This is a genomic window from Paenibacillus artemisiicola, from assembly GCF_017652985.1.
GTDB classification, from domain to species: domain Bacteria; phylum Bacillota; class Bacilli; order Paenibacillales; family Paenibacillaceae; genus Paenibacillus_Z; species Paenibacillus_Z artemisiicola.
In genome coordinates this window covers 42606-57901 of record NZ_JAGGDJ010000017.1, presented here as the reverse complement: position 1 = coordinate 57901, position 15296 = coordinate 42606, and the positions used below count along the sequence as shown (strand labels likewise).

The window sequence follows — 15296 nt, the reverse complement described above, 5'->3', positions numbered from 1 at the left end:
ATCGTTTCCTCCCTACCCAATGTGGCACTTCTATTCCAAGACAATTTGTCTTAAAATCATGCGTCGACTAGCCTTTGATCGCTCCCACCATAATGCCTCTCACAAAATATTTATCTACGAACGGGAACACCAGCATAATAGGCAAACAAGCCACGAGCGCTACGACATACTTAACGGATTCGGCAATTTCCAGCATGCGCGCCATCGTATTCCCGTCATTCACGTCGCCCTGAAGCATTTGCACGGAAATTTGGCTTTGCAATAAAATGTCGCGCAACACAAGCTGCAGCGGGTATTTTTCCGGTGACCGCATGTACAGAAGCGCGCTCCAATAGGAATTCCAATGCTCCACCGCATAAAATAATCCGATGACCGCAATGACCGTTGACGATGTGGGAAGGACAACCTTTACATAAAACTTAAAGTTGCTGCAGCCGTCGATGCTTGCCGCATCATGCAGCTCTGCCGGTATGGTTGTGGTAAAAAACGTTCTGGCTACGATTAGATTCCATGCGGAGACGGCTCCCGGCAGCACCAGCGACCAGATCGTATCCAGCATATGGAGCTGTCTGACCACAAGAAAGGTTGGAATCATGCCGCCGCTGAAGAACATCGTACACACAATGAGCAAATTGATAGGTTTCCTAAGCAGAAAATCTTTCCTGGTCAATACAAAGGCGCTCGTCAAGGTAATAACCAGATTAATGGCCGTTCCCACGGCCGTATAGAAAACGGTATTGACATAGCTTCGGAGAATGGAAGCATCGCTAAATACGCGCTGGAAACCGCTGAAATTATTCCCCGTCGGCCAAAACAACACGTTCCCGTTCATGACTTCCCTCGGCGTGCTGACCGCCGCAATCGCGACCAGGTAAATCGGATAAAAGACGGCGGCCGCGAACGCCACAATCAACAACGCGTTCGTCAGCTTGAATACGCTGTCGCTATTTCGATCAACCGTCAGAAACCGCATAGCATTCCTTCCTTTGCTCCCTCTACCAAATTCCCGTATTGGACAATTTCTTGGTCAGTTTGTTCGCGAATAATAAAAGAACGACATTGACGACGGAATTGAACAGGCCGATGGCGGCAGAATACGAAACCTGGCCGTGAAGAATACCCGTTTTGTAGGTATAGGTCGAAATGATCTCGCTCACCGACAGGTTTAGCGAGTTCTGCATCAGGTAGACCTTCTCCCATCCGACGCTCATCAAATGCCCGATGTCCATAATGAAGATGATGGACATCGTAGGGATAATCGCCGGTAAATCGATATAACGAATGGTCTGAAATTTGGAGGCGCCGTCGATCGTGGCCGCTTCATATAACTCGCTATCAATTGACGTTAGCGCACCCGTGTATATGATGGTGCTCCAGCCGGCGTTACTCCACAGCCCCGACAAAATATAAACCGGGATGAAAGAAGCGGCGCTGTTCATGAAGTCGATCTTCTCCATACCCAGCCTTTCGATCAGCTGATTGACGACGCCCACCTGACTGTTTAAAAAGACATTCAACATGCCCACGACAACCACGATGGAAACGAAATGGGGGGCAAAGATGACCGTCTGAACAAGCCTTCTTAATTTCCGATGTCCAAGGGCATTCAGCATCAAGGCCAAAATAATCGGCACCGGAAACGAGAACAAGAGCGTCAATGCGCTGATCCGAAGCGTATTTAGGATCAGCGTCCAGCTTGTCGACAACGCAAAGAAATTTTCAAAGTGCTTCAGCCCGACAAACGGACTGCCGGCAAAGCCTAAGGACGGTATGTAGTCTCTGAATGAGACTTGAATGCCGTAAAGGGGCCAAAAATAAAAAACGGCATAATACAGGATCAGCGGCAAAATCATGATATACAAATCGTAATTTTTGCGAAGCTCCAGCTTCAGTCTTTTTTTGTGCAAGCCAATTACAAGCCTCCTCACCCTTGATGCCTTCATTGTAGCTAACCGCGTTTTGGTTTCGTATAGAAAAATCCGCTCAGATTTATGTAAAAAAACTCGCCGTGGACGCATTGGCGAGTGTAGTCGCGAGTGAAACGTTCGGTGATTTGCGAGAGGTACCAACTTCCGCCGATTGGCGGATCTTCGGGGTAGAGTGCGGGGAAACGTCGAAGGCGGTTCACGCTCCCCGTTATAATTTGACCAGGGATTTCATCGGCGGAATCTGCTTGCCGCGAAAGGCCGAGGGGGTAATCCCCAGCGTATTCTTGAATACTTTTCTAAAATACAGGTAATCTTCATACCCGACTTCCTGAGCCACGTCATTGATGCTCAGATTTGTTCCGGCCAGAAGGGAGCAGGCCTTTTCCATTTTTAATTGCGTCATGTACTTTGCGGGCGTTACCCCGATTTCTTTTTTGAATAGCTTCGAGAGATAGGCCTGATTGATATGGAAACGAGCGGACAAATCATCGAGCTTAATCGTTTCTTTGCTATGCTCCCGAAGATAAAAAAGGACATCGGAAATCAAAGCGTTAGCCGGATATCGGGCAGCCTTGCTGCTTGCCGGATACAGAAGACTTCTAATGGCCTCTTGAAAGTACGCCAAAAACGCTCGGCCGCTCTCCCATTTTTCCGCTAAAAGCGACATTCCGCCCTCCGCCAAACACTCATCGTCCGTATTTTCGGCTTCATGACCGGATAAAACTTCCAGCACCCTGAAAGATCGCGTCATTTCCGCGATGCTGACGGTTTCCATCATGGCGGACAGGGCTTTCAATGTTTGTTCGGCCGCGGCCGCATCCTTATGTTGTACTTGCTGCGCTAGATAACCCAGGGTCCATTGGTAACGGCGTATTTCGTTTTCATTATATTGTGCCAGCCTGACCCGACCTCGCGCCGTCATAAAGTAACCATAAGAACGAATGACAACCTCATTGACGCAGGCCGCTAACTCGGATGTATGCCTGTCGTATTCTAAAACGCCGACCCCGAGAACCTCTTCTCCCGCAAATTTGTCCAACGATTCTTCCGAATAAGGGGCATCGGTTAGGTATAACCATTGTTTTTTCGCGATTTTACAGTAAATAACCCCGCTCCGGTGCTCCAAAGCAGTCATTCTGCCACCGTTGGAAAGGATAAACCACGTTTTATCGCTTGCGAATTTCTCGTTAAACGTCCCTTTATCGTTATTTTCAATCACGTCCAGAAAATATTCGTTGGTTTTCGCCTTTGACCGGTTCATTAATAGTTCGTTGGATTTTCTGAGATGCTCTATGATTTCCTCTTCTTCGATAGGCTTCAAGGAATATCCGTCTACACCGAAGCTAATCGCGGTTCGGGCATATTCAAACTCGGCATACCCGCTTATGATGATACATATCGTTTCTGGAAACCGTTCTTTTATGCGAGACGTCAACTCCAAGCCATCCGAACAGGGCATCTTGATATCCGTAAAAACGAGATCAGGCCGTAATTTCACGATGGTTTCGAATGCGCTTTGCCCGTCGCCGGCCGTTCCGCAAACCGTAAAGCCGTATTTTTCCCAAGGTATGCCTATTTTCAAAGCTTCCAAAATGTACGGCTCATCGTCGGCCAAAAAAACTTTAAACACCTTTTTTCAGCTCCTCCAAGAAAAAGGTTATCGTCACCTTGGTTCCTTCTCCCGCCCGGCTGCCGATTCGAATGCCATAATCGCCATTGGGCTGTACCATCCGTATTCGGGCATTCACATTCACGAGACCGATTCCCGTCACATGGGAGGAATGTGCCATAAAAGCGTTTGTGCTTAGTTGCTCGTTGATTTGTCGCAAGAGATCTTCATCCATTCCGGGGCCGTTGTCCTCGACGGTAATCCGTAATGTCATGTCGTCTTTCTTTTCTGCCGTAATTTTGAGCCTTCCGCTGCCAGGGAGCAATTCCAGTCCATGGACGAATGCATTTTCCACTACAGGCTGCAAACACATTTTAGGAATGACGCATGCATAAGCCGCTTCGTCCACGATAAACTCCGTCACGAACCGGTCTTTAAACCGCGCATTCTGAATGTTGATATAGTCCTTCACAATGGACATTTCCTCGGCAAGACTTACGTTATCATAGCCTTTAATGCTATAGCGCATGATTTTCGCGAGCGATTTTGTCGTTTGTTCGATCTCGGGAACCCTCGTAATGACGGAGATCGATCGGATCACTTCAAGCGTATTGTACAAAAAATGCGGATTGATCTGTGACCGTAACAGCGCGATTTCCGACTGCTTCTGCGCGATTTCGCTCTGATAAAGCAGCGTATTGTTTGCAATGAGCCGATGCGTCAGCTCATGGATCTCGCCAAGCATATGATTGAATGCCGTATACAGGAGAACGGCGTCGCGATTCCCTACGGCCGGTATTCGTTCCTGTAGATTGCCGATATCATCATGGCGCATTCCCCGCAAGAAGCGAATCAAATAATCGATGGGCCGAATAATGGATCTCGCCGCCGCGATGTACATGACCACAAGAAGGATGATGGCGCAGCCCAAAATACCGCCGCTGGATAATAATGACTTTTGCACGGGCCGAAACATTGCGCCCTTATCGATGATCGTAAGGATGGAGCCGCCGTTAATGGCGATCTCATCCGATTTGATTCGGTATTGCTTCGTTTCCAATGGCTTCCTGTCGTTCTTCGCCTTCTCTATCGCTTCCATCAGCTGCCGATCCCTGAGATCGTTATCGCCGATATTTCCGAGAACAACATTCCCGCCTCTGTCTATAACCATGTAGCGGATCGTATCCGTATCTAAGAAGCTATTCAACCGTTGGCTTAGCATACTGGGATCTACGGCGACTACTACAGTGCCAAGCAGCGGATCGTCGTTGGTCCGGGAATTGATGATCTTGTGGTCGAATACGGAGGATCCCACCAGCATCAGCTTTGTTTCCGACGTGCCGTATCGAATCATGCCCATGTTATAGGCATAAGGCTTGTCTTGTAGTACGTCCAAATAATCGGGCTCGGCATTAGCGGGGGAGTAGTAGCTAATCTTGCCTCCATCCGGTCGAAAGACGGAAATATCCACGATCGCCGCCTGTAGGCCGCTTAAGCTGATAAAGTAATCCACGAGCTCCGACGCGACCAAATACTTCTGATAGGTCGATGTTTCCGTTAAGTAATCTTTAATGGTGGGATTGATAACCAAGCCGTTAACCAATTGATCGACGGCGTCCAGATTCTTCGAAAATTCATCCTGAAATTCCTTCTCAACCCCGTCGATATGTTCGATGGCATTATGGAGAATGATTCGGGTATACGCGGAAATGATGAAGGCGGAGGAGACAATCAAGACAAATATGCTAAATATGCAGATGAAAACAAACTGTTTTTTTGTTCCGATCTTATTCATGATCCACATTGACATCCACCATGGTTGCTGCATTCCGCAGTCGGTAATCGTATGACTTCACTTGTTAAGAGCCTTCTTCATGCTAACGCTCATGAAAGTTCAGAGTATTAATTGAAGGTGAATCTTATGTAAAGCGAACGCGGCGGTCAATGCCTCTTCACCAGCAATCAACTCGGCGTGTGATCAAGTTCCTGCCATTTGATTTTTTTGACAACTTGATGTCATAAAAAAAAGCCGCGATTTCCGCAGCTTCGGGGTAATGTCATGTCACCCGGCATGTTTTGTCGCGCACTTGCAAACGCAGCTTACTTAGGCAGACCAACTCAATCCCTCGGATAATTCATGCTCATGATATCCATGAAAGGGACCTTGTCCAATCCGTCTGCCGTTTGCATATGGACCTTGCCCGTCCTGGAATCCATCGCTATGATTTGTCCCCGCACGCTCTCTTCCCTTCCCCAAACGGTCAGCAGAATCACGGATTCTTCCTGAAAGGCCTCGACCAGCTGATTTCCTATCTCCTCCAGCACGAATTCGTCTCTGGTAGGTCTCTTCGGTACTTTCGCTTTAGCCATATTCGTCACGCCTTCGCTTCATATCTTGAAGCTCTATCATAATATGAACGGCTCGATTGGGAAAGGTATTTATCTGAGGTACGCGCTGCGCTGCGAGCCGCGGGATTCCATCGTATCCGGTACGCCCTGAATGCGCGCGCACTCACAAAAAAAAAACGCTCAACGCGGTCATGCCGCGTTAAGCGTTCTCCAACGACCGCTAAAGCAATCAGTAAGCGGACAAGTACGACCCGCCGATGACCGTGATCGACGAAATGCCCGGTCCGGTCCAGCCGACCGCAAGGTTATCGCCGCTTCCGCCTTCTTTGTGGAGAATTTCAAAATAATACGGCTGTCCGGCCGTCAAGGTGATCGCCGCGGACTGCTGCGTCGTATGTTTGTTCCACTCGCGGACGCCCGCATATTCATATTCGTACGCAATCAAGGCTTTATTCGATGGGCTATTGTTCGTGCTGAGGTAAAACTGGCTTTCGTCGTCGCCGGCGATATAGAACGTATACGTGCCGGTCGTCGGCGGCGTAATGTAACCGCGGATGCGGTCGCCGTAATTGTCCGCCCAATTCGTTGGGCCCTCAAGGCTGGTCAGCGTTTCCGTTCCGCTTGGCGTCGTTCCGGTTGGAATCGCCGTTACCGACGAACCCGAGATTCCCGTCCAATACTCCCGCGCGACGTATCCGCTTCCGCCCGAAGACGCGCTGGTCGTGACGTTCAGCGCATTGCTGGCGGACGAGACATTTCCGGCCGCGTCCTTCGCTTTGACCGTGAAGGTATACGCCGTGTTCGCGGTTAATCCGCTGACCGTGAATGTCGTGCCAGAGGTCGTGCCGGCAAGCGTGCTGCCGCTGTACACGTCGTAACCGGCGACCCCGACGTTATCGGTGGACGCGGTCCACGAGAGGCTGACGCTTGTCGCCGTCTTCGACGGCGAGGTCAGGCTGCTCGGAGCGCTCGGAGCCTGCGTGTCGCCGACGGTACTCGTCGTGACGCTCAGCGCATTGCTGGCGGACGAGACATTTCCGGCCGCGTCCTTCGCTTTGACCGTGAAGGTATATGCCGTTCCCGCCGTCAGGCCGGTGACGGAGAATGTCGTGCCGGACGCTGCTGATCCTGCGAGCGTCGATCCGTTATAAATGTTATAGCCGGTCACCGCGACATTGTCGGTGGACGCCGTCCAGGACAGGTTGACGCTCGTAGACGTCTTCGACGGCGACGTCAGGTTCGTCGGCGCCGTCGGTGCTTGGGTATCTCCCGTGCCGCCGGCCAAGTTGACCTCGCAGGTTTTATAATAGCCCGGTGCCGGATCTCCGAACTGGTTCGTCGAGCACATGACGGAGTTCGTGTACGTGCCGTAGAAGTAGCTGCCATTCGCTCCGAAGCGTACCTGCTTCGTGCCGGTGAAGCTGCACGTGTTGTTCTCGCCCGCGCACAGCGTCCAGTTCGCGAGCGGATCCGTCGTAACGGTGACGCTGTTGCTGGCGGCAGAGACGTTATTCGATGCATCTTTCGCTTTGACCGCGAACGTGTAAGCCGTGTTCGGCGCAAGTCCGCTAGCCGTGAATGTCGTGCCGCCCGCCCCCGTCGTAGTGCCGGCCAACGCGGTGCCGTTATAGACGTTATAGCCGGTAACCCCCACGTTGTCGGACGACGCAGACCAAGACAAGCTGACGCTCGTGTCCGTCTTGCCGGTCGAGGTTAGGTTCGTCGGTGCCGTCGGCGCCTGCGTATCGCCTGCGGCCGTGGTGACATTCACGGTATTGCTGGCTGCCGACGCATTGCCCGCCGCGTCCTTCGCTTTGACCGTGAAGCTATAGGCCGTGCTTGGCGTGAGGCCTGTCGCGGTGTAGGTCGACGCGCCCGTCGTGGAACCGATGAGCGTGCCGCCCTTGTAAACCTCGTAGCCGACGACGCCGACGTTATCGGTCGAGCCCGACCACGAGAGATCGACGGTCACGTTGGATTTGGACGGCGATGTCAGCGTCGGCGCCGTCGGCGCCTGCGTATCCGGCGGGCCGGTGAAGACGTTCACCGTCTGCTCCTTGAGGCTCGCGCGGCCGCCGTTATCCCAGACGACGAGCGTCACGCGATACGTGCCCGCCTTCTGGTACGTATACGTCGGGCTGGCTGCGTTGACCGGCGGTCCTTCGCCGAGATCCCATAGGTTTTCAGCGATCGTGCCGTTGTCCGTGGACGCGTTCGCGAACGTGATCGGCTGACCCAGTTGGACGCTGAGCGGCGCGCTAAAGTTCGCCACCGGCTTCGGATCCCCGAAGCCCCGGCTGACCAGCTGCGTGTTGGTGCCGTTGCCGCTGACCGTGTTATTGCTCCACTCCAAGTCTGCTGCCGAGGACGGATACTGATCGATCGAAGGGCCACCGTTGCCGGTAATGACGTTATTGATAAAGCTGAGCCGGTCCGTACCGGAAGCGGTCGTGATTTCGATCGCCTTACGGCCGTTATTAATAATTTGGTTGCTGTCGAACGTCAGATTCTGCGAGTTGCCGTGAATCCGGACGGCGTTGCCGTCGTAGCCGGGATAGGCGGCTGCCGGATTGCCGATCGGACCGTTCTTGAACGTGTTCTTATAGAAGTATTGGTATTGTTCCGTTTCTCCGGTATCCGCGCCCTGCAGCTGCATCCCCCACATGACGATGTTTTGCACCGTGTTGTAGCCCCAATATTGGTAGCCGGTACCCGGCGATTGCTGCATGCCGACCTGCTGGCCGCCGTCGACGAGATTGTCGGTCGTGACGCCGTGCGTGACCATGACTTCCAGCCCCATGCCCTGCACGGTGCCGTCGGTCGCGTGGACCGTGTTGCGTCTAACCGCGATATTATTGGAGCGTACGGCGCTGATCCAGTGATCGACGTTGTTGTCCTCGATGACCGAGTAATTGCAGTTGGTGTGCAGCTCGATCGAAAGGCCGTGCTCGTGCAGGCCCGAACCGGTGATCGTATTGTTCTTCACTTCAACGTTGTTGCAGGTGTCGTTGGCGAAAATGCCGCCGCGTCCCGTGTTGGCGATCGTGTTGCGCAAAATCTTCGTACCGTTGGAATTCCAGCCGGCACGGATCGCGCCGCCCCACTCGGAATTCACGCCGATATTGGTAAATGTATTGTCCGTGATTGCCGCGTTGTCCGTCCCCGAGAGCAGAATGCCGAACGGCGCGAAGCCGTCGGATTTAACGAGGTCCTTGATGATATTATGATGAATGTTGTGCCCGCTGCCAGGCTCGCCCCAAATGCCGGAGACGACATGCGCGTTGCTGTTGCCGTCCAGGGTCAACTGGGCGACTTCGACGTTCGACGTGTTGCTGAGCGAAATCATGTTATTGTCCGTCGTGCCGCTGTATTTGATGATCGTTGTGTCCTTGCTTTGCCCGATTAGCTTGATGCCCGACTTCGCCGTGATTGAGCCGGTGATATAATACGTGCCGGCCGGAAAATAAACCGTATCGCCGCTCGCCGCGGCCGCGATGGCGCTCGTGATGCCCTGCAGGTCATCGGCCGTATCGCCGCCGTTCGCTCCGTAAGCGGTTACATTTAACGTCGCCGCATACGCGGCCGGTGCCGGAACAAACGGAAGCAGCGTCGCGAATGCGAGCAGCGCGCTGCCCAGCTTCCGCCCTCGCTTTCTGTCCAATACCTTCCACATCAATCTTCAGCTCCTCTTCGATTGGCTCGACTGCTGACTGATCCATGACGATGGGTATGCAAACTGCCCTGCTGCTCTTCATCCCCCCCTTCTCTTGGAGTATCGCTCATGCCGGTTATGCCAGCCACTGTCCATCGCATGAAAGCTTCTCATCAGGACTATCCATTTTGCGAATTTCTCTTCTTTTGCCAAAAACGATCGCTTTCCGGCATCCAAGATGCCGGAAAGCGATCGTTTTGTCTCATCATCGCATGAACTCGCGACGACAATATTGATTTTACTTTTCCATGGCTTTGAGCAGCGTCGCCAGCATCTTGGCCGCTTCGCCTCTAGTTGCGCTCTTCGCCGGCGCAAACTGATGATTAGGCATGCCGCTTATGATCCCGGCTTGCTGAGCCTTTTTCACGGCTTCGCGCGCATAGGCGGAAATGTTGGCTTCGTCCGCGAAATGAACCGGCTGCGCGTTGCCCTCCAAGGTATAGCCGAGCAAGTCCGACAGTCTTACGAGGATAACCGCCATTTGTTCCCTCGTAATCTTCTCGTTCGGCGCAAACGCATCCGGTTGAACCCCGAGCACGATGTTATTCCGCTTCGCCCATTCGACGTAAGGCGAGTACCAGTCTGCCGGCTTGACGTCCGCGAACGAGCTCTTCGTGAACGCGGACACGTCCGCTCCGGCCGCTCCGGCGATCAGCTTGACGAATTCGCCGCGCGTGATCGCGTTATTCGGCAAAAACCGGCTGTCGTTCACGCCGCTGACGATGTCTTTACCCACCAGATAGTAGATGTCCGCTTTCGCCCAGTGCGCATCGGCGTCTTTGAAATCCAAGATCTTTTGCGTCATGAGCAGGTATTCGGCCGACGTCGAGGAGGTGAACGGAATCGCGACGGTTCCGTTTTCGTCCGCGGTCAGCTCGGCTACGAATGCAGGCGCTTGATCGGCGGAATTTACCGCGTAGAAGAACAGCTTTTTGCCCGCTTGTTCGTTGCCCGTCGGGAGTTCAAGCGTCATTTTCCCCGGAAGGGTTCCGTTTTGGTTGAGAGACAAGCCCAGCACGATTTTCTTTGCATGGACTTGAACTGGGGTCGATATTTTCCCTATCGGAGCTTGGTTTCTGACATTGACGCCCAAGTCCACGTCACCGTTGAGATTCGTGATGTCCGAGCCATTGACGTTCCATTTGTAGCCGTTGCCCGCGAACGTCATCGTCGCGTTCTTGTCCTTCGCGAGTTCCGCGAAGACGTCGGATTTCACGACGCTGTCCTTGGTGAGATCGACGTCCGGCGTAGTCGGAGGCGCGATCACGATCGGGCCGGAATTACCCGGATCCGGAGGCGTCGTCGGCTTGGCCGTGATTTTGGTGGCGGCCGTCGCCTTCAGCCCGCTAAACGTCGCCGTAATTTCTTCTTCGCCTTCGGCATCCGCAACGATTACGCCATCCTCTTGCAGGCGTGCCTTGCCGTTCTTAAAGCTGAACGCAACGTCCTTCGCGTCAAGGGCGTAAACCGCGCCGTACGCGTTGGTCGCCTTAATCGTCGGGATGAACGTGTCGCCGACTTGAGGTTCCGCAGGAACGGACAATTCGAGCTTCATCGGTTTTACGTCCTCCGGCTTTACCGTCTCGACCGTGACGGAGCTGGCTTTCCCTCCGGAAATTCCCGTGATAACCGTAGAACCGATTGACTTGGATGTCACCGCGCCATTCTCGTCCACGGAAGCAAACGCTTCATTACTGGAGCTCCACTTGATTCCGACCAATTCGTGATTGTTGATTTGGGTTACGTAATTGGCCGGATACTCGCGGAAATCCCCGAACATATCCAATTGGACCGTGGAACCGATGACCGCATTCATCTTATTGCCGATGATGGCTTCGTTCTTAATGTACGTTTTCGTGAGAAGCGGATCGTAGGTAAATTTCATCTTGCCGTCCGTAAGCGTGATTTTTCCGCTTCCCAGCATATCCCCGTCTCCGTGCGAGACATAGGTTTTATCCGCGCCATTGCCGGAAATGATGTATTTTACTCCGTCTACGTCCCAAGTTTGAAGCGTATGAAGGTGTCCGAACAAGCTGTAAATCTCGGTGTCCGGATGCGCTTTTTTATACTCGCCGAGAATGGATTCGTATCGCTTCGCATCCTCCGGGTCCATTTGGTGAGCCGTACCGAAAGAGTCCCTGGTGATGACATGTTGGAAGACGAGGACGTTCTTCTTCGTATTCTTGGCGAGCACGTCCTCCAGCCAGTGGAACTGCGTCGGATCCGACTCGGTAATGCTTTGAATATAAGCCGTATTCAACATAATGATTTCCGTGTCCCCGTATTCGAAATGCTGCGTCGGGGAGCCGAATTTCTTGTAGAAGAGGTCCAGCGTGTTCTTGAAGGCTTCGTGGTTGCCCGCGAGCACGAAGAACGGCTTGGCGCCGAACAGCTTCGTGAAGTCGTCCGCTTGGTCGTACTGCAATTGCGAGCCGTCGTCGACGATGTCGCCCATGTGCATCACCAAGGAAGTATCGTCGGCTGCCGCACGGCTAAACAGCTTTTGGGTAAACGCGTTGCCTTGCGTATCCGGAATAACCGAGATGCTGAAGTTCGATCCGTCCGCAGGCTGAGGAATCGCTTCGAGCGTCAATTGATCCTTGTAAGTCGTCATGGCGTTCCCCGCATTATCCCGCGCGTTGATTCTTAAGGTATATGCGCCATTCGCCAAGTTGCCGGCAGGCTCGGCATATCCCCAACCCGAATCGGCGTCGTAATAAACGGGCAATTCGATATTGTTCAGTCTTACGGAGATGCTCTCCGGATCCACTTGCGATTTGCTGTCAACTAGCTTGAACGTGACCCTTGGCATCGGAATTTTGACGTTGACGTCCTTCGTCGGCGTTACGTCCGTCATCGTCGGAGCTTCCTCGTCCGGAGTCAAGTCCACGTGATACGTTCTATCGATCCAAGGAACGGATGGATTGCCTGCTCCGTCTTTGGCTTCCACGTATACCCGATAATCCCCTTGAGCCAGATTTTCCAGTTTGAAGCCAAGACGGCCCGAATCTTTGTCGTACGTATACGCTTGAGGCGCGTCGTTCACTTTGACGATGATGCTGTCCTCTTTCACGCCAGAGAGGTTATCGCTGATCGTCGTCGAGAAATCAAGGGTGCTGCTGAACACGCCGTCCGACGAAGGCAGCGTATTCGTGAATACGGGACCGCTGATGTCTTGAACTTCGTCGGTATATATGAATTTCATATCGTCGAAATAGATCGAACCGGAATAGTTCGGCTTCGTTTTCGTCGTCTCGGCCATGTAGACGTAATTCAGCCGAATCGGCAATGCCCAGCCTTGAGGAATGTTGAGTTCGAGATATTTCCAGCCAACCCAATCGATATCTTGGGTTTCGGTAGTCAGATCGAGCGTTTTGTTCGTGTTGGTACCGTCTTTGAATATGACTCTGAGCCAAGGCGCTTTGCCGTCGCCGTATACCCAAATCCCGAACTTCTTCGGATAGATATCGGTTTTATAGGACTTGTCCATCGCCGCCGCAAGGTCATCGCTCCAATTGGCGCCCTTATACCAATGCGGAATCCAGTTCAACGTGCCGTTTGCGGCTTTACTCCAATTGGCCATATCGTAATCCATCTTAAAGCTTCGGTCTCCCGAATGCTTAATCGTCGTAGAGAAGCTGAAATAAGGGCTGCTCGCGGCATTCGGGTTCGTAGGATAGGCCGTTCCGCTGTAATGGTAACCCTCGATCGGGAAGTTGCTCGGATTGCTTCCGGTACCGTCCGATACGGTGTCGAAGTTGTCGATAATCTGCTCTTTGGGACCGACCGTGACGTTCGTCGTTATCGTATACGGTCCGAATGTTGCCGTCAGCGTGCCCGTGCCGCCGTTCCCGTTCGTCGAGACGAGTCCGTTCGCGTCTACTTCCCCGATGCCGCCGGAAAGGCTCCACGTCGCGACGGAAGGATCGATGTAGACCTGATTGCCGGAGGCGTCGACCGCGGTGAAACCGAATTGCTTTTGCTGATTGTTGATCATGACCACGTTGTTGCTCGTAAAGGCCGCATTGTAAACGGTATCCACGACCGATACCTCTGCGCTGCCTTTCACGCCGTCGACCGTCGCGGATACTTTCCCTGCGCCGATGCCGGCATTCGCGAGATAATGGCCGTTCGCGTCGACGCTTCCGATGGTCGACGCCCAGGTTGCGGGACCGTTGCCGCCGGAGATCGGATTGCCGAATTCATCCGCCAACCGATAGGAGAAATCGTATTTCGAGCCGGTATAGAGCGTCACGTTCTTATCGACGACCACGTTGCCGACGGTCGTGCCTTTCGTCGCCGTGCTGACGAATAACAAGGAACTCGAAACGAGCCTCGATCCATTGACGTCGCCGGGATGGCTTATCGTTACCGGACGATCGCTGCCCGCTTGGCGTACGATCATTTCCGTTGAACCGCCGCCGTCCAGATTAAGCGCATTGACGGCTCCCGCTTCTTGCATGTATTTCGCAAGATCTGGAAGACCTGTACCGACGCTCCCCGTATAGCTGGAGCTTGGCTTGTCTACGGTTACCACGACAAGGCTTCCGTCCGCCTTCATGCCTAATGCCGTGCGAGCGTTAGCGCCCGGGTCGCCGGTCGTCACCGCTTCGCCGTCACGGACAAGCCAAGCGTTAGAGGTAAGCGAAGTCACGATATCGTTCTTCAAGAGATCGTGATGGTCCGCGTCCTTGCCCGCATACAAATCGTATGTAAAACTCACCTCGGCGTTCGGCTCCAACGCCTGTACGATCGGTTGCGACGTGCCTACGCCTTCCAGAACGACGGAATCGTCAGGTATATCGAAGCCTTCGGTGGACGTTACGTTCACGACGGTACCCGTGTAAGTTTGCCCCGGATGAACGCCGTCGAAATGGTTGCCCACGCGGATCAGCGCGAACACGGATTTGCCTCTGTCGGCAGCGTAGTTATGGGTCATTTTACGCGTTTTCGTAAGTTTGCTCGTATGGAGGACTAAACCGTTTGTGACGGCCTGGTTGCGATTAAGCAGGTTTACGTCATAATCGGTTCCCCCTGCCGAAAATTTACCTTCGGCATGAATCTGGTCAATGCCGGGTTTATTGGCGTTATCCATATAAAAGCTGGTGCGGTAATTGCTCGCATTTTCGTCCGGCGCCTGGCTGATAATCAGCTCGCCGTCCTTCATCATTAACCCTAGCGGGTTTCCGGATGCCGGATCGATATCGTAAAAATCTCCGTCGACTCCGGCAATGACTTGATTGCCTTTCAAAATTTCGCGGTTTGCCTGATCGCCGATCGTTTCCACGGCGCTGATGGTATCGTACGCCTTGGCGGTGATGATCTTCGTATTCGAGTCGGCCGGATTGATATCCAGACGGTTAACGACGACGCGATTGTTCGCTTTATAGTAGTTATTGTATTCCTCCGAGGTGAAGTTGACGCCGGAGGAAATCTTCTCGCTTTTCAGGACGTTTGCTTCGCCCAGCGGATCTGCATGGGCAGTCAAAGCGCCGAAACTGGATAGATTCAGTACCGTCGCGATCGCCAGCACCATCGCCGGCCATTTTTTGCTTCTTTTAAACCTTCTCATGTTGACTCTCCTCTTATTTCAAATAAATGATTGCATTCAACAATCATCCTTAAATGAACAATTCATTTTATCTATGAACGATTAACTAAATTCGAGAGGAGATCTCTTCTATTGTTAAAATTTTTA

At 52.9% G+C, this 15296-nt stretch carries 7 protein-coding genes; all 7 read right to left on the bottom strand.

Annotated features, from left to right (window positions below; translation table 11 throughout):
* Window positions 1–67: 67 nt before the first annotated feature.
* Entirely contained in the window at window positions 68–973 is a 906-nt protein-coding gene (locus I8J29_RS19260) for a carbohydrate ABC transporter permease (RefSeq protein WP_208849139.1), read from the bottom strand.
* Window positions 974–995: 22 nt separating this feature from the next.
* The gene (locus tag I8J29_RS19255) at window positions 996–1907 is read right to left on the bottom strand and encodes an ABC transporter permease (protein WP_240546325.1); all 912 of its coding nucleotides are present in this window, start codon (window positions 1905–1907) and stop codon (window positions 996–998) included.
* A 229-nt stretch (window positions 1908–2136) separates the two neighbouring features.
* Entirely contained in the window at window positions 2137–3558 is a 1422-nt protein-coding gene (locus I8J29_RS19250; RefSeq protein ID WP_208849137.1) for a response regulator, read from the bottom strand.
* Window positions 3551–5332 carry a cache domain-containing sensor histidine kinase gene (locus tag I8J29_RS19245; protein WP_208849136.1) on the bottom strand — a complete coding sequence of 594 codons (1782 nt, stop codon included), beginning with the start codon at window positions 5330–5332 and terminating at the stop codon, window positions 3551–3553. The genes I8J29_RS19250 and I8J29_RS19245 overlap by 8 nt, the downstream gene beginning before the upstream one ends.
* A gap of 323 nt (window positions 5333–5655) precedes the next feature.
* Window positions 5656–5907 carry a YolD-like family protein gene (locus tag I8J29_RS19240; protein WP_208849135.1) on the bottom strand — a complete coding sequence of 84 codons (252 nt, stop codon included), beginning with the start codon at window positions 5905–5907 and terminating at the stop codon, window positions 5656–5658.
* Between the two features lie 208 nt (window positions 5908–6115).
* Window positions 6116–9559, bottom strand: a complete 3444-nt coding sequence (locus I8J29_RS34240) for a fibronectin type III domain-containing protein (RefSeq protein ID WP_208849134.1) — start codon at window positions 9557–9559, stop codon at window positions 6116–6118.
* A gap of 277 nt (window positions 9560–9836) precedes the next feature.
* Window positions 9837–15170, bottom strand: a complete 5334-nt coding sequence (locus I8J29_RS19230; RefSeq protein ID WP_208849133.1) for an S-layer homology domain-containing protein — start codon at window positions 15168–15170, stop codon at window positions 9837–9839.
* Window positions 15171–15296 lie beyond the last annotated feature (126 nt).

What these genes read in the sequence shown, in the direction of transcription:
- I8J29_RS19260 (WP_208849139.1), bottom strand. Translation starts at nt 973, where the DNA reads ATGCGGTTTCTGACGGTTGATCGAAATAGCGACAGCGTATTCAAGCTG.
- I8J29_RS19245 (WP_208849136.1), bottom strand. Translation starts at nt 5,332, where the DNA reads ATGAATAAGATCGGAACAAAAAAACAGTTTGTTTTCATCTGCATATTT.
- I8J29_RS19240 (WP_208849135.1), bottom strand. Translation starts at nt 5,907, where the DNA reads ATGGCTAAAGCGAAAGTACCGAAGAGACCTACCAGAGACGAATTCGTG.
- I8J29_RS34240 (WP_208849134.1), bottom strand. Translation starts at nt 9,559, where the DNA reads ATGTGGAAGGTATTGGACAGAAAGCGAGGGCGGAAGCTGGGCAGCGCG.
- I8J29_RS19230 (WP_208849133.1), bottom strand. Translation starts at nt 15,170, where the DNA reads ATGAGAAGGTTTAAAAGAAGCAAAAAATGGCCGGCGATGGTGCTGGCG.